The 19,964-nt window shown below is 42.0% G+C and carries 18 protein-coding genes; 8 read left to right on the forward strand and 10 right to left on the reverse strand.

Features of this window, described 5'->3' with window-relative positions:
- Positions 1 to 358: 358 nt before the first annotated feature.
- Positions 359 to 4,219 carry a tetratricopeptide repeat protein gene (locus tag BC343_RS25585; protein WP_078350655.1) on the reverse strand — a complete coding sequence of 1,287 codons (3,861 nt, stop codon included), beginning with the start codon at positions 4,217 to 4,219 and terminating at the stop codon, positions 359 to 361.
- 510 nt (positions 4,220 to 4,729) lie between these two features.
- Between BC343_RS25585 and BC343_RS25590 the strand changes: the two genes are divergently transcribed.
- Positions 4,730 to 4,990 carry a hypothetical protein gene (locus BC343_RS25590; protein WP_162276944.1) on the forward strand — a complete coding sequence of 87 codons (261 nt, stop codon included), beginning with the start codon at positions 4,730 to 4,732 and terminating at the stop codon, positions 4,988 to 4,990.
- Here the strand turns inward: BC343_RS25590 and BC343_RS25595 are convergent.
- Positions 4,985 to 5,602, reverse strand: coding sequence for a hypothetical protein (locus tag BC343_RS25595; RefSeq protein WP_078350657.1), 618 nt, complete (start codon positions 5,600 to 5,602; stop codon positions 4,985 to 4,987). The two genes, BC343_RS25590 and BC343_RS25595, sit on opposite strands and share 6 nt — an antisense overlap.
- Positions 5,603 to 5,960: 358 nt before the next feature.
- On the opposite strand from BC343_RS25595, the gene BC343_RS25600 reads away from it, so the two are divergent.
- Positions 5,961 to 6,770 (forward strand): hypothetical protein, encoded by an 810-nt coding sequence (locus tag BC343_RS25600; RefSeq protein ID WP_078350658.1) that lies wholly within the window; start codon positions 5,961 to 5,963, stop codon positions 6,768 to 6,770.
- Between the two features lie 44 nt (positions 6,771 to 6,814).
- Here BC343_RS25600 and BC343_RS25605 read toward each other — a convergent pair whose 3' ends face one another.
- The 8 genes from BC343_RS25605 to BC343_RS31130 form a co-directional block, all read right to left on the reverse strand.
- Positions 6,815 to 7,498, reverse strand: coding sequence for a hypothetical protein (locus BC343_RS25605; protein ID WP_078350659.1), 684 nt, complete (start codon positions 7,496 to 7,498; stop codon positions 6,815 to 6,817).
- Between the two features lie 34 nt (positions 7,499 to 7,532).
- Positions 7,533 to 8,813 carry a DUF6538 domain-containing protein gene (locus BC343_RS25610; protein WP_078350660.1) on the reverse strand — a complete coding sequence of 427 codons (1,281 nt, stop codon included), beginning with the start codon at positions 8,811 to 8,813 and terminating at the stop codon, positions 7,533 to 7,535.
- Positions 8,814 to 9,104: 291 nt separating this feature from the next.
- The gene (locus BC343_RS25615) at positions 9,105 to 12,335 is read right to left on the reverse strand and encodes an efflux RND transporter permease subunit (RefSeq protein WP_078350661.1); all 3,231 of its coding nucleotides are present in this window, start codon (positions 12,333 to 12,335) and stop codon (positions 9,105 to 9,107) included.
- A gap of 12 nt (positions 12,336 to 12,347) precedes the next feature.
- Complete coding sequence (locus tag BC343_RS25620) at positions 12,348 to 12,986, reverse strand: methyltransferase family protein (RefSeq protein ID WP_162276945.1); 639 nt, start codon at positions 12,984 to 12,986, stop codon at positions 12,348 to 12,350.
- A 4-nt stretch (positions 12,987 to 12,990) separates the two neighbouring features.
- Positions 12,991 to 13,950 (reverse strand): efflux RND transporter periplasmic adaptor subunit, encoded by a 960-nt coding sequence (locus BC343_RS25625; protein WP_162276946.1) that lies wholly within the window; start codon positions 13,948 to 13,950, stop codon positions 12,991 to 12,993.
- Positions 13,940 to 15,199, reverse strand: coding sequence for a TolC family protein (locus BC343_RS25630; protein WP_078350664.1), 1,260 nt, complete (start codon positions 15,197 to 15,199; stop codon positions 13,940 to 13,942). Before BC343_RS25630 ends, BC343_RS25625 begins: the two co-directional genes overlap by 11 nt.
- 65 nt (positions 15,200 to 15,264) lie before the next feature.
- The gene (locus BC343_RS25635) at positions 15,265 to 15,534 is read right to left on the reverse strand and encodes a hypothetical protein (RefSeq protein ID WP_078350665.1); all 270 of its coding nucleotides are present in this window, start codon (positions 15,532 to 15,534) and stop codon (positions 15,265 to 15,267) included.
- 221 nt (positions 15,535 to 15,755) lie between these two features.
- The gene (locus tag BC343_RS31130; protein WP_156088773.1) at positions 15,756 to 15,926 is read right to left on the reverse strand and encodes a hypothetical protein; all 171 of its coding nucleotides are present in this window, start codon (positions 15,924 to 15,926) and stop codon (positions 15,756 to 15,758) included.
- A gap of 326 nt (positions 15,927 to 16,252) precedes the next feature.
- Between BC343_RS31130 and BC343_RS25640 the strand changes: the two genes are divergently transcribed.
- The 6 genes from BC343_RS25640 (at position 16,253) to BC343_RS25660 (ending at position 19,851) form a co-directional block, all read left to right on the forward strand.
- Positions 16,253 to 16,453: a helix-turn-helix domain-containing protein gene (locus BC343_RS25640; RefSeq protein WP_078350666.1), complete on the forward strand. Its 201-nt coding sequence runs from the start codon at positions 16,253 to 16,255 to the stop codon at positions 16,451 to 16,453.
- Between the two features lie 37 nt (positions 16,454 to 16,490).
- On the forward strand, positions 16,491 to 17,390 hold the full coding sequence (locus BC343_RS25645; RefSeq protein ID WP_078350667.1) for a toprim domain-containing protein: 900 nt from the start codon (positions 16,491 to 16,493) through the stop codon (positions 17,388 to 17,390).
- A gap of 42 nt (positions 17,391 to 17,432) precedes the next feature.
- The gene (locus BC343_RS25650; RefSeq protein WP_202909862.1) at positions 17,433 to 17,879 is read left to right on the forward strand and encodes a JAB domain-containing protein; all 447 of its coding nucleotides are present in this window, start codon (positions 17,433 to 17,435) and stop codon (positions 17,877 to 17,879) included.
- Positions 17,880 to 17,920: 41 nt separating this feature from the next.
- Positions 17,921 to 18,637 carry a DNA cytosine methyltransferase gene (locus tag BC343_RS31455; RefSeq protein WP_202909863.1) on the forward strand — a complete coding sequence of 239 codons (717 nt, stop codon included), beginning with the start codon at positions 17,921 to 17,923 and terminating at the stop codon, positions 18,635 to 18,637.
- 1 nt (position 18,638) lies between these two features.
- Entirely contained in the window at positions 18,639 to 19,223 is a 585-nt protein-coding gene (locus BC343_RS31460) for a DNA cytosine methyltransferase (RefSeq protein ID WP_202909864.1), read from the forward strand.
- 208 nt (positions 19,224 to 19,431) lie between these two features.
- Complete coding sequence (locus tag BC343_RS25660) at positions 19,432 to 19,851, forward strand: DUF2958 domain-containing protein (RefSeq protein WP_078350669.1); 420 nt, start codon at positions 19,432 to 19,434, stop codon at positions 19,849 to 19,851.
- Positions 19,852 to 19,964 lie beyond the last annotated feature (113 nt).

Here is a 19,964-nt window from a genome sequence, read left to right on the forward strand (position 1 = left end):
GCCATTTTTGAACGGCTACACGAGGTCTTTGTGTTAAAAGAACTTATATTATATTTGATCGACTAAAATAAAATACATCAGAAATTCTTTCAGCTCGCCGTTTTTCCTCATTAATGGCGATGCTGAAAGATATCTTTCAAGTAGCGTACCAAGCTGAAATCTTGCCAAAAAACTAAAAAGACGATAGGCTTTTGTCTGATTGTCTGTCAGTTAGTGTACTTTGTACAGTGTAGAATCCTGTCATCTTGCCTCTAATTTAGAAGCTTGAGGCATATTTTCTGCCACCATTAATTGTTTTATACAATTAAAAATCAATCAAAGCGAATGCGTTATATTACCAAACAAAATTTAGCCTATATCACTTCCACAGCTTTGATTTATACCCAAAGTCCTTGCGTAATCTTGTTATGATTTTTTGCATCTTTTTGCCGGTTTGAAAATCTTTGATAAAATAGTCTACATGAAGTGGCAGCATCTCCATTAAAGGAGATAGGGGTCGACCTATCATGAAAGTCATTAAAATAAAGTAAGAGAGTTCGTCTTTCCTTTTCTCAGTAATTGCTAGATTCCATATTTCCGCAATTGCACCAAATGCGATAAAAATCGATCTGTCATCGCTATTCTGTCCGTTGAGGATCGATACTATGAGTTCTAAATTATCAGATAGCTTACCTTCGTCAATTTTAATGACGTTTAGGATGTCTTGGGTATTAATTCCTGTGTGTGTAAACTTTAAGGAACACAATTTGACTAAAAATGAAATATAATCTTCAGACGTTATCAGCCCCTTTAATTCGAGCCATTTTAAAAATGGTTGCGTCCAGGCGCCTTCAAAACGATATTCCTCGCCGATAATTCTTCTTCCCGCTGCATCATCATATAAAAAAGGCGCATTGTATTCTTGACCCAATAAAGCCACTTCAAAAACATCGGAGCCAAGCACACTTTTAAATTTATCATTTTTCTCGTCGTCAAATTTCAATAGCAGTTTACAAGGCAAGGGTCTTGCGTTGTTTTCTACCCACTGCTTGAAGCTAGACAGCCTTTCAAACTCAATTATCTTGCTTTCAGCAGTAACGATCATCCTTACCCGCTCGCCATTCTCCTCGAAAATCGACATATGGTCAGCTTTACTTGATGATTCTCGTTTAAAATAAAGCTCGTTGATTAAATCGATTGTTGGGTATGAGGTAACTATTTCTATTGATGGGATGAGTCTTTTCGCATCAAAACCGATAAAATACAACGTTAGCAGTGTTGTAATATCCGCTACGACGTATGGTGATTCATTAAAAAAACTGATTGCCTTTGTGTATTCGCCGACGTTTCCGACACTGTATTTAATACCGGATTTGTGCATGAAATACTCGTAAAGTTCAATCGTGTTTTTATTTCTAAAAGAAGCGAAGGCAGACAGAGGTAATTGGTAATTGACGTAATTTTCTTCGTGTTCGCGAGAAAAATCATCTAGTTTCTGTTGGTTTTTAATTTGCTCCCCAATAAGGTCATCAAGCTCCTTGATATCTGCTATATAGCCGGAAAAGCTATCGGTCTCAGTTGAGAAAATAGTTTGGTTTTCATTCATTGCAGAATGAAATGCATAACGATATTTTGGAAATATCTCGTTGATTGTCCATTCTCTCGCACTTTTACCACTACCAAGATTGACTTTGGCACCAACAGTTTTTCCTGCCATGGCAAGGTAAATTGGATCGCTAAGATTTATTTCGCCTTTACTATGATTGACTTCATTTGCCGGTTTGTCTTCTACTACATAATGAAAAGTTGAACCTTTGCTTTCCAGTTTTACTACGCAGTCAACTTCTACCTCGTTTTTAGCTTCAACTTGCTCCCGGTTGGTTGGGTCATATAAACAATAGCTCATGTAGCAGCTATTTATTTTCGCGCTTGGGTACAGTCGACGGTAATCGTATAATATATCTAAGCCCCGAACATACAAGCCAAGCTTGATCATTATCTCTGCAAGAACTTTTATCTCGGTAACGGGCATATCCTTTATCGGAAAACCCTTTTCAAGTAACTGCATAGCTGCAGGAATGTGCTTAAGCTTAATGTTCAGGCCGATGAGGTTAATTCGCGTGCGTTGATCCTCTGGGAACTTTTCATTGTACAGCGACATTACTTCTAAAGTCTTGGCATAGTCATGATAGAAGTAGTATATTTCAGCTTCATTAAGGGTGTATTTTCCAACACCGTTATTATCCCTCAGTGTTTCATAAATCGCTAATGCCTTTTCTTTATTGCCCGATTTATGATAGCATTCGGCTAATTGCATGGTTAGGTAATGGTCGCGCTTTATTTCTACAAATGATTGGAATATTATTGCCGCTTCATTGAACTTTCCCGCCCTCATTAAATAGTTTGCGACTATACACAGGTCTTTTTTATCATAAGTGTTAAAGCCATTCTGTGATAAGTCTAAAAGCTTGCCTAAATATTCTTCGTATTGTTCTTTCGAACCGATTTTCTCTAAAATCGAAGCCTTATCTGCTATGATAGATATTTGATTTGGAAATTCATCTTCCATTATATTTACAATAGATAGGGCTGTAGGATATTCCTGTTCGTCGATATATAGAAATGATAAGGTGGATAAAATTCTTTGTCGGTCGTCAGCTGTGCAATCAGGCTCTCGTAAATATCTGTCAGCTTTAAGTTGGGCAGCACTTAGACCTTCGGATTTTGCTAACGAAATTAACCAGGCCATTAAGTACTCCCAAGCTTCTCCGTTAGTTACTGCGATCTTATTAAAACATTCGGTAGCCTCGGCATATTTCTTTAGGTACATCAAATTCATTCCCCGTTGCTTCGCAGAATGATATGCCTCTGGCTTTATCTTCAATATTTCGTCAGCTACATTAATCGCCTCCTGGTGTTTTCCCAATACTGTTAATATCAGCCCTCTTTTTTCTAGAATTGTTAGCTTGAACTTTCTTAGATCAGAGTTGGAATATTTATTCCATAGCTCGACCAATAATTCGTCGGCATACTCAATGATTTTTACGTTTTTTAACTCTTGTAATTCTGTTGTCTCGAAATCAATTCTTTCGCCAATAAGAGCTACACAGACCAGATTGCAATAGATATCTTTAAAATTGTCGCTGTCGCGTTTAGTATCGTAGAGCTTGTAAGCATAATCTAGTGCCTTTAACGGGTAGAGCTTTAAATACAAATTGATGAGAGCTACGATTACTTCTTGATCGTGCATTAAATCATCGGTAATCAAACTCTCCAAATTTCCTTGTGCAGCCAGGCTTTCATTGCGATAAAGTTCCAGAGCTTTAGCGATTCCTGGTTTGGTTATTTTCAAACGTTCGGCAATCGGTTCAATTTTGTCGAAGCGCTTATAAGAAAAATATATCCCAACCATGTTGGTGAGATTATTCAGATTATCAGGGTCGAAAACCGCGGCCTGCTCGTAATAATCCAGAGACTTTAAAAGATCATCTTGTAGTGCATAAGTGAACCCTATGTTGTTTAATACTTTAAACTTGATTTGATTCGTCGCCCTAAACCAAATGCGATCCTTTAGTTCAAAAAGATTTTCTCTAGCAGCCTCAACTTCATACTTATCGATCAACTTCTTGATGAGGTCAAGCTGAGCCTGATGGTCACTATCCATAAACTGCTCATATTCGCTTTTGGGGATTGCATCGTTTTTAAGGCTTTGGACCGTGCCTGCCAAATCTCTCAGCAATTGTTGTGTGAATTGATGAGAATTATCGTTCTGAACGGCGTTATGAATAAACTCTTGTTTAAGCTCGTTGGTGACCTTTAAACCTTCAAGTGTAGAAGGTGTAATGTGATCTTGAATTAATTCAGCATAGATAGTTTCGAAGTCCTTCGCTAAATTCTCAGGCGTAGTGTTCAACTCCTTTAGCGGACCATTTTTTATAGTTACATGCAGATGGTAATTTACTATTGCATTAAACTCACTGTAATCCCGCTTTCGATATCCTCTTTTAAATGCCGAACGAACTTCAGCTATTTTGAAAATTATGCCCCAATCTTTTTCTTGAGTAGAAAGGAAGATAGCTATGCTATGAAGATAAGCAAAGTCAAAGTCGTCTTCGTAGAAATCAATACCCGCTTTTTCACAAAGTTGATGGAAAATCAACTGCTCTTTGATTTTCTTAATTGTAAAATCTTGCGCAAAAGGGAGTAGCTTTTCGACGTAAGAAAGAATTTGTAATGCCAAGGCTAACTAATTTAATTAGTAAAGATAACTCTAAAAAGAGCACTACAATGAGAAACTTATTCACAACAAACAAGAATGTTAGATTTGGTTTTTTATAATTTTCAAGTCGGTTTTTTGAGACTCTTATTGTACTAATTTTTCTAAGCTTGGGGAACATATCTTCATCTATAAAGGGAAAATTGCCCTTAGTCTTTTGACACGTAAGGGAAACCCGATCCTTTTTTTTCAACATTAAAATGTCAATTACGAATAATTTTTCAAGTTTTTTTTGATTTTATTTAAAATGTTAGTAAAACTTAATTATTTTTAGGTTTTAAGCTTGTAAATTTAAGTGGTCTTTATAGCATAAATCTTTACAAGTTTGATTGACATGTAAAGAATAATTCGCTAATGACAAAGGTGTTAATAAATCGACGCACTTCTCCAAAGTCCCCAATATCCCATTGTCGGGATAAAGGGTTTAAGAGAAAGAGCATTATACAAAAGAAACTTCAAAATTTAGGAATTCGCATGCAGTATAAGGGTGCCACGAATGCTGAAAGTATTATACAGAGCTTGACAGCAGTGGATACGCCGGGATTTGCTCGTTTCAAGAAGTCTAAAATCGCTCAGCGGATTTTATTGCTTTCCGTTTTTATTAATGAGAAATTTGAGCAGCCTAATCGTTATTCAGGTAATGATCGCCTTGTATTTGACCAATTTAAGGCGCTAACAGAAGAGCAACGGACTACGACAATCAATACTCTGAGATTTAAGATGGATGGTTTATAAAAACCATCTATCTCTTCTTTCTAATAATGCTTTTGCGAATTTTTTCCGACTCCAGGAATTTTTTTGAAGATCGAACTCTCCATTCCATCTGTCACCATATTCTTTCCAAAATTCTTGGCCTTCTACCGTCGCTATTAGTTCATCCAGATTTTTTTCCTTCCTTCCGGATTTTTTCATAAATTCCGTGAAATCTTTTAGGTCTTCATCTTGCATGTAATAGCCATATTTACACCATAACAAGTAGCCGATGTAGTCCCCGTTTTTTGCTAGTTCCCGGTAAGCATCTACTATGAGTTTGTCAAAATTGTGCTTGGCTGCATAGCGGACTTGAGACTGAAGTACTTTCCAAGAAGCGCCACCATCACTTTTGCCTCTATTGACCATTAAATTGTTTAGAATGATCTTCTGATGATTGTCGATTGTTCTTGAGAAGTCTGAAAATCTGTCTGTTTCTAGTTCAATGGTGATACGCTTGTTTTCCAGTTTTATTTCGTGATCACGCGCGTCTTGCAATCTAAAGTCAGGATATATGCCTTTAATACCGGAAAGGTTGATATAGTATTCAATAGGAAAGCCAGTTCGTTCTTCGCAGTTATGTTCCTTTAGATACATTTTTATTTGAGTGTAAACCTGCAAGGTACGGACAAATAGTTTTTTAGCAGGTTAAAAATTTGTGTGACAAGCATTTTATTTTCAACATATTAACATCTGTATGATTTCGGCAATAATATTAATTCCCGGTACGATGTATAAGCAAAGTAGCATTTGTATTTAAAATGGAAATGCAGAATGACTGAGCTTTTTTTGTATCGCTAATCCTGTTTTCTGACCTTTGTTGCTGAATTGTTTCATAATATTTGTTGATTAATTATTTACCCAAAATTAAGTAGCATATTCTTCCAAAAAACAACCAATTGGTCAGTGCGCTGTTTCTTATATTTCTTATATTGCAATATAAAAAAGTATCACTATGTCAGGCATTTACTCACCAACCTGGGGAAGTGAGCAATCGACTTCTCCATTCTTTCAATCTCGTCAGAAAAAACAATTGCCTTTTTTTCTTGATACAGTTACCGACGATCCAAGAGGCAGTTATCTTTTAGACTGTCGGACCGAGCAGTATTTAATTGTAAACCGGAGAATGGCACAATTTGCCTGTGGGGAAATTGAAAAAATGCAAAATAGAGGGATTGCGTTCGTTAGCAACCAACTTTGGTTTGCTGACGACTGGCATACCTATTCTAAATTTATACTGCCGACGATAGCGGGCTTTTATCACAAGCAAGACCAAACGAAATGGACGGATTTTGAAGTCTTATTGAACTACCGCGTGAAGTACTATTCAGGAAAAAAAGTGCGATACCGTCACGTCATGCAACATTCAAGATATATCCAGTTTTCAGCACATAGCGAACCGGAGTTAATTTTGGGCAACGTGTCCGATACCTGCCTGCCGGATTTGCACAAAATATTACATCTTAAAATACTATATAGAGGTGAACAAGTTTTTCAAAAATCGTTTATATCAGTAGGGGCGGCTTTTGATATAAGCCATGCACAAATGTGTGTACTACTCCTGCATGCCCGTGGAATGGAGTACAAAAAAATGTCCAACCAACTGCAAATCCCCCGAGAAACCATTAACAGCCGTCTTAAAACTATTAGAAGCGCATCACATTGTGAAACATTCGAAGAACTTCAAATATTAGCGTTTCAGCTTGATCCGGTGCTATTTGATATTTTTTCCGAGACACAGGGCGGCAAAAGTGTGGATCAATAAGCTATTGTTATCCTTCAATATAAAATTATGGAGACCTTTAAGCGTTAGAAAGGTTTAGGGCTTCGCTTTTCCTCGCAGGTATCAAGGAATTTGATATACTGTTTATGATTTCTGCCTCTTTCATAAACACCACTAATAATGTCTTTCATTGTATCTAAGGGTAACCAGGGATAGCTATTTACTTTAACGAAACCAGTGTTCTTATTGAACATGGAAATTTTCTTTTTTGAACCAAGTTTCCCTGAAAAGAAAAGCGCATCTGTTTCGACATGGGCTATATTGTTTCCTAAAAATATAGGTCCTGATTTTTCCAATTTGTCGGCATCGAAGATGAATGCCGAGTCCGCAACGATATATTCAGGATTGTGCTTTAATGACCTTATTTCTATATCTGTTGCGCATGGTGCATCGAAACCACCATCGACAATTATTTCCAGGCTATTTGCTATAAATGATTGAGCCATTTTAGCATTGATTCCACCTGAGATTTTTAAGGTATCTAATTGGATATTACGCGTGTTCAAGGGAACTTCTAACGCCGGCATTTCTCCATTATCAAATGGGAGAAACTCAATCAGTCCTTTACTGTCGGTTTGGAAACGGATTTTATTTTCTTTGATGTAAATTAAAAGTTCATCATCCCCGAAGAAAGCGGTTGTTTGGCTATAGAGCATTAAGTCCTCACGTTCGTTATTTTTTGCGACAATATCATGTTTTGTAATACTCATAAAGAGAGTATTGATATTACAATTTGCAATTAAATTAAGTGACTAATTGAATCTTTTCCATCCATTCTTGCTTATGTTCTAAAGTCGCGCCAACCCCGTAATCTGGTCGGGTGTACTTATGACCCATTATTTGAGCTTGTACACGATCAGGTGCATTTAATCTTAATAATCTATCCTGCACGCTATGCCGGAGCGAATAGACGCTGTGGCGTTCTGTAGGAAGCATTTTGTTTTCGACAAGATATTTGTTCACTGCGGCTGAATAGCTATCCGGGTTAATATCGAGATGCGAAAAACCCAAAGGGTGTTTCCTAAAAACATCCAATGCATACCCCACAAGTGGAATAACTCGTTTTCTATATTTAGTTTTAAGACGTTTCTTTTTGCGGGGGGTGATAACAATATGTGGGATTTCCTCATTCAAGATAATATCTTCAGGTAGAATTCCTGATTGTTCTGAGAAGCATGCTCCTGTCTCTGCAAATACCTTTAATAGGCACTGTGAAACCTCGCTCATACCACTTAGGTTTTCTTCGTTCAGTAGTACGTTGGTGATGTGCTCTGTAGAAAACGGCGGACGAGGTTCATAGCTTTCATCAAATAGCAGGTCACTAAAAATGTGATCCACATCTAACTTCAACTGATAGTTTTTGCTGACAGATGTAACAATACTTCCTATTTGAATGAAATTTTTGTTAGCCGTATTCGGCATTAAATTTTCGCTTTCTATGCGATCTATCCACCAATCACGAAACTTCAACATATCAGCCCGTGTCAATTCCTGGACAGGCTTATTACCGATACAATTGATTAAATTCTTAATAGCGAGTTTTCGTGGATTGCGCCATTTTCTCACCTGGTTTGCGCTTTTATCGAGGATGATATCCCGAGAGATTTCGAAATACTTGTTAAGCGCATCATCCAATTTAATTTCCGGTTTTTCAACGCCTCCCAAGACTGCCTCAACCCGTGGCTGGGTAAGCTCTGCCGTTAGGAGGAATAAAAATCTATTTATCAGTTGGCTGAATTGCCCGGCAGCTAGTTGATTTGCGGGCTGGTAGTCGAACCCGAGAATCTCCGCTCTTTTGATAGCTTGTTGATAGCGGTCGTGCGAATGTTTGCTGCCGGTTGCTAAAAGACTTTCCCAATACCTCTCCAGCCTTTCATTTTCGCCATAGGCGAGTTTTGCGGCAGTTTTTTTGCTATCGGTATTGAGGGAAGTCCTAATAAGTTTTCGGGAATCATATTCACGATATTTAACGGGAACACGGCGGTTAAAGTACCAGGTATTGGTTCGGTATATGAGGTGCTGCAAGTCTCTTGTATCCCAAAATGTGTAACAGTTTGTGTGACAATTTGGAAATGAGACTAAAGGGGTGTACCCATTAAACATGAGTTTTTCCTTTGTTATTAAAGACTAATAACGTAGGTTAAACTCAGCTTGTTATAGGTTATTGGCTCCTCGAGCAGGAGCTTAAGACCAAACAATCAAATTTCCATCTATCTGAATTTAATAGCTGAATTTTTTTTGTCAACCAAAGATATTCGGCAAATGTGTAACACGATGTGTGGTATCTTTTACAAGCTACTCCAGTTAATTGGCAAATTATTTATTCCTTTCGCCTAAAGAAAAATAATGATATATGGCCGGCAAAACCAATAGTGTTAGGAGTGTCGCTGTGATCAAGCCGCCGATTACAACAGTGGCGAGGGGTTTTTGAACCTCTGCGCCAGCGCCTGTTGCAATAGCCATAGGCACGAAGCCAAGCGATGCCACCAGTGCCGTCATAAGCACTGGACGCAAGCGTGACAAAGCGCCTTCAATGATCGCGCTGTCGATTTCCATGCCTTCACGGATCAGCTGATTGATCCGCGACACCATGACAAGGCCATTCAAAACGGCTACCCCTGACAGGGCAATAAGGCCAACTGCCGCAGAGATAGAGAACGGCATACCTCGTAGCCAAAGGGTCAAAATGCCGCCTGTCAAAGCCAATGGCACCCCACTAAATACCAGCAAAGCCTGCTTGACTGAGTTAAGTGCGCTGAACAGCAAAAGGAAAATCATGAAGAAGCAGGCTGGCACGACCAAAGAAAGGCGCACTTTAGCTTCTTCAAGGTTTTTAAACTGTCCGCCCCATTCCAGCCAATAGCCAGTAGGAAGTTTTAGTTTCTGGTCCAGCACTGTGCGCGCGTCTTCCACGAAGCTTGAGATGTCACGGCCACGCACGTTCGATTGGACGACAATGCGACGCTTCCCATTTTCGCGGCTGATTTGGTTTGGTCCATCTTTTATTTCCAGTTTGGCAACTTCCTTCAGTGGAATATAAGTCGGACGGACGTGTTGCGCGTTACGGACCAGATCTGACGGATCATTGTCTTCCGGCAGCAGGATTGGCAGATTTTGAATAACCTCCAGATCTTGGCGCAAGGCATCTGGCAAACGCACAAGGATATCAAATCGGCGGTCGCCTTGGAAAACAAGACCTGTTTCTTTGCCGCCAATCGCTACAGATATCACATCAAGAATATCACTGACATTCAAGCCGTATCGCGCGATAGCGCCTTTATCAAGCTTCATTTCCATCATCGGCAAGCCGGAAGTCTGCTCAACCTTGACATCGGCAGAGCCGTTGACGCCACGCAGGATCTGGGCGATCTGATTGGCTGTCTTTTCCATTTGCGGGAAATCATCGCCATAGACTTTGATGGCGATGTCGCTTCGTACCCCCGAGATAAGTTCATTGAAACGCATTTGGATCGGCTGGGTAAACTCATAGTTATTTCCAGGGATTTTTCCGACAGTTTCAGCGATACGGTCGATCAAGGCTGTTTTCTCCATCTTCGAATCAGCCCATTCTTCTCGTGGTTTTAAAATAATGAACGTATCAGAAGCATTCGGTGGCATCGGATCGGCTGCCATCTCTGCCGTACCCGTTTTTGAAAATACAAACGATACTTCAGGGATGGAGCTGACAGCCTTCTCAACCTCAGCCTGCAACGCCTGAGATTGGGTCAAAGACGTGCTTGGGATGCGGATAGCGTGCATTGCGATGTCTTTTTCATCGAGCGTTGGAATAAATTCTTGACCCATATTGAAAAAGATAATTAGCGCCACAGCAAATGCACCAGTTGCACCGAGGATGAAGGCAAGCGGCCTGTGTAGACTGCTTCGAAGCATTGGTTCATAACCGGATTTGGTTACATGGATAATTTTGCTTTCTTTTTCCTCAACCTTGCCACTGACGAAAATGGCAATCATCGCTGGCACGAAAGTCAAAGACAAAACGAAAGCAGCCACCAACGCAATGATAACTGTCAAAGCCATCGGCTGGAACATCTTGCCTTCAACTCCCGTGAAAGTCAGAAGCGGAATGTAAACCATAATAATGATGGCTTGACCAAATACGGAGGGCTGGATCATTTCGCGTGCAGCTAAACTCACTTCGTGCAGACGCTCTTTTAACGTCAAAACACGGCCTTCGTGATGCTGTTGCTCCGCCAATCGCCGCAAGCAGTTTTCGGTAATGATGACCGCCCCGTCGACAATCAAGCCGAAGTCCAATGCGCCAAGGCTCATCAAATTTCCACTGATATTGAAATACTGCATGCCCATTGCTGTCATCAGCATGGATATGGGGATAACCAATGCCGTAATCAAAGCTGCGCGGAAGTTGCCAAGCAGCGCGAACAAAATGACGATAACAAGGATCGCACCCTCGGTAAGGTTCTTCTCTACCGTCTTGATTGTTGAATCCACTAGCTTTGTGCGGTTCAAGACAGTTTTTGCAATAATACCCGGTGGCAGGCTTTTGTTGATTTCTTGCAATTTCTGGTCAACTGCTTCGGACACGACACGGCTGTTCGAGCCGATAAGCATCAAGGACGTTCCGACAACAACTTCGTTCCCGTTTCCGCTGGCAGAACCTGTACGCAATTCGCGGCCAATGCCGATCTCGGCGACGTCTTTCAGATAAATTGGAATACCGCGACGATTGGCAACAACGATATTTGCCAGCTGCTCTGCATTGTCAATGCGGCCATCCGAACGCACAACATAGGATTCGCCGTTTCTTTCGATGTAGCCAGCGCCTATGCTATGGTTGTTTCTTTGAATAACATTGATAACGGTATCGAAACTCAATCCCAAAGAAACCAATTTTTCCGGATCCGGCATCACATGGTATTGCTGAACGTAACCGCCGATGGCATCGACACCGGCAACGCCTTTGACACCTTTCATCTGCGGACGAATAATCCAGTCCTCTACAGTGCGCAGGTAGCCCGCAAGTTCGAAATCTTTGCGCAAACGCTGGCCTTCCGGTGTCAGATAGCTTCCGTCTTTCTGCCATCCCGGCTCGCCATTCTTGATATCTGCGCCTTTGCCATTCGGGTTATTATATTCAACCGTCCACATATAGATCTCGCCAAGGCCTGTTGAAATGGCCCCCATAGTTGGATCCACCCCATCCGGAAGGTTCTCTTTGGCTTCGGCAAGACGCTGATTGACTTGATTACGGGCAAAATAAATGTCGACATCATCGCTAAAGATTGCGGTGACCTGTGAGAATCCGTTCCGCGAGAGCGAACGTGTGCTTTCAAGGCCGGGGATGCCCGCCAATGCCGTTTCAACAGGAAACGTCACTTGCTTTTCTACTTCCATAGGAGAAAATGCTGCAGCCACAGTGTTGATTTGTACCTGGTTGTTAGTAATGTCCGGCACAGCGTCAATCGCCAAGCCTTTCAAGGAGTAAATCCCAATGCCTGCGATGGCAGCCGTCAGAAGGGCAACCAAAATCCGATTGCAAAGGGAAAATCCTAAAATTCTTTCAATCATTTTTCTTACATCCTAAAAGAGATACAGAAACGTTTTCAGCTGGCCTGTCTGATGCATGTAATGGAGCGTTTCCAAAATCGGCAAGGCCAAGAAAAAACCAAACGAGTCAGTAATGGTGCGGAAAACAAAATACGGCTTGATCATTATTTCCTCAGGCGACTTCCACAGGGAAAGATTAGGAACCCATCTGGGAACAATGGCCTTGTAGCTTCTATATTTTTTGCCGAACTTTTGTTCAAGATAACCTTCTTCAGCTTTGACTACATAAGGGTAATACAGCAAAAACCCCAAGATCATTACGCCAACAAGGATTAGACTGGCTGTTTGCAAGCCGATGCCGATTACTGCGATAAATGATCCAACATATAACGGGTTTCTCACAACCGAAAATGGCCCATGGGTAATGATATCGCTATCTTTCCGCCCGCCGATATACAGCGAGCAATAGATTCTGACTGCCACGCCCAGAATAATGAGAAAATATCCTGCCCACTGCATGGCTTCATGCAATGGCGAACTTTCCGGAAGCCAGGTCGAACTGAAAAGAAACAGAGGCAATGACAGCAATATCAAAAGGCGCTTGTGCTTCATGCGCGATTTTAATCGCTTAGCTGGCTTGCTGATGGTATTGGAAGTATAGGTTACGTTCATTTGATTAGTCCTCATGTTCGGCTTCGGATTTGCCGATATCTGCTTTGATAATGAAACTGTTTGCTGACACATACGTTTCACCCGGCTCAAGACCGCTTAAAACTTCTGTCCACTCACGATCACTTTGACCAGTTTCAATCTTTCGCATGGCATAGGCATCGCCTTTTTGTACATAGACAACATTGCTACCTTCTTGACGCTGGATCGCGGTTGTCTTGACAGCTACGGGCACTTCATTTTCGCTTAAAACAACATCGCCGCGCACGGTCATGCCTGCACGCCATTTATTGTCAGGGTTTTCGATTGTCACGCGCGCGATAACGGTCTGGCTTGAACTTTCTGCTGTCGGCAAGATGTTTGTCAAAATCGCCTCAGCGCTGGTTTCATCGGTCAGGCTCTTGATATCAATCTTCTGACCCGGCTTGATGTGTTCAACATCACGGGAAAAGATAAAAAATTCTGCCCAGAGTTCCGAAAGGTCAGCAACAACAAACATCGATTCAGTTTCTGCCACGTCACCGATATTGGTATTACGTCCCAGCACAACACCATCCAGCGGAGAAGTAACCGGATAAACCTGAAGGCTTTCATTGCTTTCGACGGTTGCAAGCGTTTCGCCTTTCTTGACGGTATCACCGAGACCTTTTTTCACATCACGGACAATGCCTGGAAAGCGCGCGCGAACTTGTGCCAGACGGTTTTGGTTTAGCGTAACTTTGCCTGTCAGGCCAATCGTCCGGTGAACCGTAGCTGGTCCGGCAACTGCAAGCTCGATCTTCATTGCATCGGCGGATTCCTTGCTGATCTTGGTTTGGTCAGCCTGTTCTTCCCCATGGCCTGCTTCAGCCCCGTTTGCAGAAACCGCTTCTTCGGCTTTGTGATCCCCGCTTGCAAAGGATTTATAGGCACCTACGCCTCCTGCAACCCCCGCCAGTAAGGCAATGACTAATAGTTTATTCCGCATTTTTCTTCTCCGGTTGCATGCCATCCGCTTGCGCTGTCAGGCGCTCGATTTGGGCGGCATTGATTTGGTATTGCTGCAAGGCTTGTACATAGGAAAGTTTTGTTTCTGCCAATGTGCGCTGGGCATCAAGGACTTCGAGATACGCGAACTTCCCTGCGTTGTAGCCGCGCTTCGCCTGCGCAAAAGCTTCCTGCGCTTCAGGCAGGATATTATTTTTGATGGTTGATGCTGTAACGTAAGCACTTTCCAGCCCTTGCGCGTATTCATTAAAGCTGTCCTGTTTGCCGAGCAGCCATCCTTGACGATCCATATCCGCTTTGACAGCCAACTGTCGCGCCTTGGCAATATTGCCGCCATTCATATTGAAAACTGGTAGCGGGATAGAGAGGCCAGCCACAAGCGCTTGATCATTATTTTGGCGCAAATCACGCACCCCGACGCTAAAACTTGGATCTGGTATGGCATTGGCTTTTTCAAGATCGACTTGTGATTTTGCCTGATTTACCGCAGCCGCCTGACGCTTGTGGTCAACGGTCGCAAGCAGAATATCTTCAATATTGCCAGCCAATTTCGGCTCTACGATTTTATAAAATTCTTTCGCAGATAATTGGCTTGTCATCGGCATGCCAGCCCAGTAAGTCGCAAGACTTTTGACCGCTGCTTCCTTCTGGCGTTTTGCGCGCTCATAAGCAACCTGTGCATTGGCAAGAGAAACTCTTGCTTTGTTTTTTTGGATAACAGGTTCAGCAGCTGCATCGACACGCTTTGTCACCGTAGCCAAAACATCTTTAGCCAATTCGACTTGCTGTTGCGCAATGACAGCCTGTTCCTGTGCGGCAACCGCATTGGCAAAAGCGACTTTAACATCGCGCATCAAATCAAAACGCGTTGCAAGGCGATCATAAGCTGCAATATCCTGTCCGGATTCAGCAATGGCAATCCGTGCCGACCGTTTGCCGCCGATCTGGATCAATTGGGAAACGCCAAAAGTTATCTCGGCAGAGTCTGCGCCGTTGTAAACGCCGCTGCCGCCAACGTTTTCGACATCTACCCCTAATACAGGATTTGGCAGCGATCCAGCCTGTCGGCGTTCCCCTTTAGCTGCTAAAACAGTTGCTTCAGCGCCTTGAATTGTAGGGGATTGTTCCAAAGATAGGTTGATCGCTGTCTTTAACGTTAATGGTTCGGCAAAGGCAGGGTTAATGCAAATTGCCCACATGCAGGCACAGATCGCCCAGAATTTTTTCATAATAGAATTCCTCGTTTAAACATAGTTAGCTGAAAAGCCGATGCACCTGACAAATCAGGTTGTGATTAGACGAGTTGTTTGGGAGGGCGCTTTAAACCGTCCGTTGAATGGTCAGCGTAATTAACTGCGTGCAGTAAAATATAATCGGTTTCTTTACTGGTAACGATGTTAAAAGCCAGTTCTGGAGCAGCAATCATTTTTATGCAACAATGGTTCGCCACACAGCAATGATCGATGAATTTTACTGTTTCGGAATGATTGCTTGAACCAGTCGTCAATGTTTTTATAGCTTGGGCAACAATCACTTTTGATGAATGAGTATCTTGGTTGGCCATGCAAATATGAGGCACCGTAAGACTGAAAATCATTACGACCGCAATCAAGGAGTATATAAGCCTGGTAACAGAGCTAAGCATGGCGAGATCTTAAGCTCTCCATTTTTTTTGTCAATGCTCAATCACCGCTATAACGTTGTTTAATCAAGCGACAGGGTTATTGACTATTTAATCTTACTTTTTTGATATTGTATTGCTACTTTATAACATTTTACCCAGCGTCATATTTCTTTGGCAAGCTCAAGTGCAACGGATTGGAGTTCATGCTTCTGTTCCAGCAACTTCAACTCTTGATGTATACGTTCGAAAATTGGCAAGTAAACGTCACCAAATATTGCAACAATCTTCGCTGCCGTAAGATATACTTCCTTAATTTCATCAATATTGGTCATTGGACACTCCTTTTGATCCCAATTTAAAATATCGACTACAAAAACTGTTCTATTTTCTTAGATGAATAACAATTGTTAAACAGAAATAATCACGATGTACTATTACCCTACTGGCTACGTTTTTTTGGTGGAACCACCTATTGTTTTAAAGCGGGCAAATAAACTACCATCTAAATGGACGTGTATTAATAATACACTTGTATGTTGAGGAAGAGAAAATCATTATTCGTTATTAATGAAATTCGTTTTTGATACGCTCGCGCGAAATTTCGAGTAGAAGTCTCGCGATCCCAACAGCGAATAAAACTTATCAAGAAGGAATTGGAATGCCAGAAAACTTAGAGCCACTTCTCAATAGAAAAGAAGCGGCACGGTACATTAATTTTTCACCCGGGACTTTAGCTGTTTGGGACTGTACCAAACGTTACGAATTACATCCTATCAAAATCGGCAAATCAGTACGCTATCGTCGTTCTGACCTGGACAGGTTTTTAGAACAAAGCCTTATCCGCAAGCCAGCAAAATAACATACACACACACAATCTAATTAATTCGGAGATCGCCATGAACATCGAACATGCGAAATGCATTCCCATGTCTACAATTCTGGAAAGGATTAATTCCTTTCCTAATAAACAGGATGAAAAAGAAGCTTGGTATTTCTCACCATTCCGTGAAGAGAAAACCGCCAGCTTCCACATCAATAATTCAAAAAATGTTTGGTTTGATTTTGGAGACGGTAAAGGGGGCGATACAGTTGAGTTTGTTTGCACTTACTTGCGTAAGCATGGTGAGGACTCAACAGTGCCGGATGCACTTCGTTGGCTTTCCAATATGGCACCAATGCCATTCAAACCTAACCCACCGGCAAAAGTAAAAGCCGAGAAGCCTAAGTGGAAATTATTGAAAGCAGTCGAACTGCAGGATTTAGCACTTAGCCGGTATTTGCAGAAACGTGGTATTTCATTGCCTCTGGCCAAACAACATTTAAAAAAGGTCGAAGTAGAGCACGTAGAAAATAAATCTCGGATGTATGCTCTTGGTTTCAGAAACGAAGATGGTGGTTATGAGTTGCGCAACCCTTTCTTAAAAAGTTGCGTCGCGCCAAAAACCATCTCCTTTATTAGGGGCCAGACTATAAAGCCTGATGGTGTGCATTTATTTGAGGGCTTTATCGACTATCTAACTTACTTAACCATTAGTGAAGGTAGGCAGGACGATGATGCCATTATCTTAAACTCCACAAGCTGTGTCGCCCAAGCCCTGTCATACATCAAAGGTTACGGATATTCATTTGCTTATACATGGATGGATAATGACGTTGCGGGCACCAAGGCTACAGCCGAACTAGCCGCATTCTTTAAAAACGAGCAGGGGCTTTTGCACAAGCCAATGAACGAGGTTTACAAGCCATGCAAGGATCTAAATGCCTGGCACATGGACAACCTCAATTTGAGCTTATAGGTGGTGGCGATGTTATCAACAAATCACCACATAAACTTTGACGTGACCGAAGTTGAACTTGTTTACAAAAACAAAATTCCCGCTAAGGACAGGCTAAAGGTTGCAAGTTCTCAGGCCGCGCATGATGTTTTTCGCCTGGCCTGGGATGAAAACCTCATCGATCTCGTAGAGGAATTTAAAATCATTCTTTTAGCTGCGAATAACACGGTTATTGGCCTTTCTCATGTTGCCAAAGGCAGCACTACGCAATGTTTAGCTGATCCTAAGATTGTATTCGCGATTTGCCTGAAAAGTAATGCATCAGCGATATGCCTGGCGCATAACCATCCTTCGGGTAATCCATGCCCCAGCGAAACTGATTTACAGCTAACCGCAAAATTCTGCGAAGCGGCAAGGCTATTAGACATCAAGGTTTTGGATCACCTCATCCTGACCAGGCACGGTTATACCTCATTAGAGGATGACGGACTGATGCCGTCGTTCAATTAATACCGGTTTTTCTAAATCAACTTTTAACAATGAGGTAATTTTTGAACAAAAATGAAGCGCACCAAAAAATCAAAACAGTTGAATTATTCGCCGGTGTTGGAGGCTTCCGGCTCGGATTGGAGGGATGGAATGGTTCGTCGCCGTTAAGCGGCTATCGCGAACTCATCAAAAGCGATTTTGAAGTAGTATGGAGTAATCAATGGGAACCATCTACTAAAGTCCAACATGCTTCAAAAATCTATGAAGAAAACTTCGGAAAAGAAGGGCACAGCAATGCTGATATTAAAACCATTAGTACTGCTGAAATCCCAGACCATGACCTTTTAGTTGGTGGGTTTCCTTGCCAGGACTACTCCATAGCAAATCACGCCAGCCAATTCACCGGGATAAAAGGGAAAAAAGGATCTTTATGGTGGGAAATTCACCGCATCCTTAGAGAAAAAAGTGAAGCGGATGCGCCTGTAAAATATATTTTGCTGGAAAACGTCGACCGTATATTGGCAACGCCAATTGATCGCAAGGGGCACGATTTCGCTACTATTTTAGCAAGCCTTTCCGACCTCGGCTATGCGGTGGAATGGCGGGTAGTCAATGCCGCCGACTACGGCATGCCCCAAAAACGCCGTCGTCTTTTCATGATCGGCTACCATCGGACATCCCCAATATTCGCTAAAATCAAATCCGGTTTCAAGTGCAATAAGTGGCTAATTGAAGACGGTGTTTTAGCAAACGCTTTCCCTGCAACAACACGAGGTTAAAATGCGCCAATTCAAAATCGAAGGCCCGATTTCCGCAATTGCCATCCCCGCAATAAAGAAAAGTGAAAAGCTGCTATACAATGCTGGTGTAATGCTTGATAGACAAGTTACAACCCTGCGATTGTACCCACTTTACCAAGGCATCTGTAAAACGCTTGGGGATATTCTCGTTCCGCCAAGTTCGGTTGATAAGTCTTTTTTTCTCGACGAAGCTATTATCCCAAGGTGGCGTTTTTTGAAAGCTTCAAAATCAGTGGAAAAACGCGCCAAAAAGACGGGCGAGCTTTATACTTACAAATGCGGAGGAATGCCGTTTCCTGATGCGCTCGATAAACCAGCCCGTACCATGATTACCGGGGAAGGCGGCAGTTCTGCATCGCGATTTACGCACGTCATCCAAACCGAAGACGGCAAGATGAGGCGCTTAACCCCCATAGAACTTGAACGCTTAAATATGTTCCCCGATAATTTCACAGCAACAGCCAGCAACGCAAAACGTGGATTTTTCATGGGCAATGCGCTTGTCATAGGTGTGGTCGAAAAAATAGCTCGTCAGTTATCTGCGGTTATCTCGAACCTTACCTAAAGTCAAATTTGAACGAGCCTTTCCTGGTGAATTGAGCCAATGGTTTTGCAAGGAGATTAACCGAAGGCGCTCTCGACACCAACTATTATTTTCCTCTGCCCTTTCAGGGCATTCACTCGCCCATCCAAAATAACAGCTGGTTTGTTCGCTTAACCTTCGGTTGTCCATCTCCTGCAACCATTAACTCCAACAGGAAAGGCTACCAAAAATGGCACAAGGAAAACTTCTGATTAAAAAAGCAAAAAACCAAATGTACCGCTTTACTCAACAAGAATACGACCGGCTTATCGACAACGCAAAAAACGATACTCCGGAAGAATTTTTATATCCCGTCATGCGGTTACGCTTTTTTAGAACAAAATGTAATTTTCTTATCTGCTTTCTTACAGGAGATAATGACGATACGGCTTTCGCACTCTGCGATTGGGGAATGGGGGACGTTGGCTTAGGCTATATCAAACTTGATGTATTGCGCGCTTATCAAACAAAAGAAATGCTTTTACTCAAAGACCTTTCTTTCGAAGGGAGCTATCCATTAAACGTTTATTTCCATGCCGCACAGAAGGCAGGGCACATAACCGTAGATCCTAAAAAGCTACGTATCGCTGATTACGAGATGGGGCGTTAGAAACTAAGCCTGCCAGCATTGGCTGGCAGGCTTTTCTTTTAACTGAGATACAGGAAGGCCGCTCAATGGAAGCATATCTATTTAAATAGCAATTTCGCCGGTTCAGAAAAACC

Source organism: Mucilaginibacter pedocola, from assembly GCF_002013915.1.
GTDB classification, from domain to species: domain Bacteria; phylum Bacteroidota; class Bacteroidia; order Sphingobacteriales; family Sphingobacteriaceae; genus Mucilaginibacter; species Mucilaginibacter pedocola.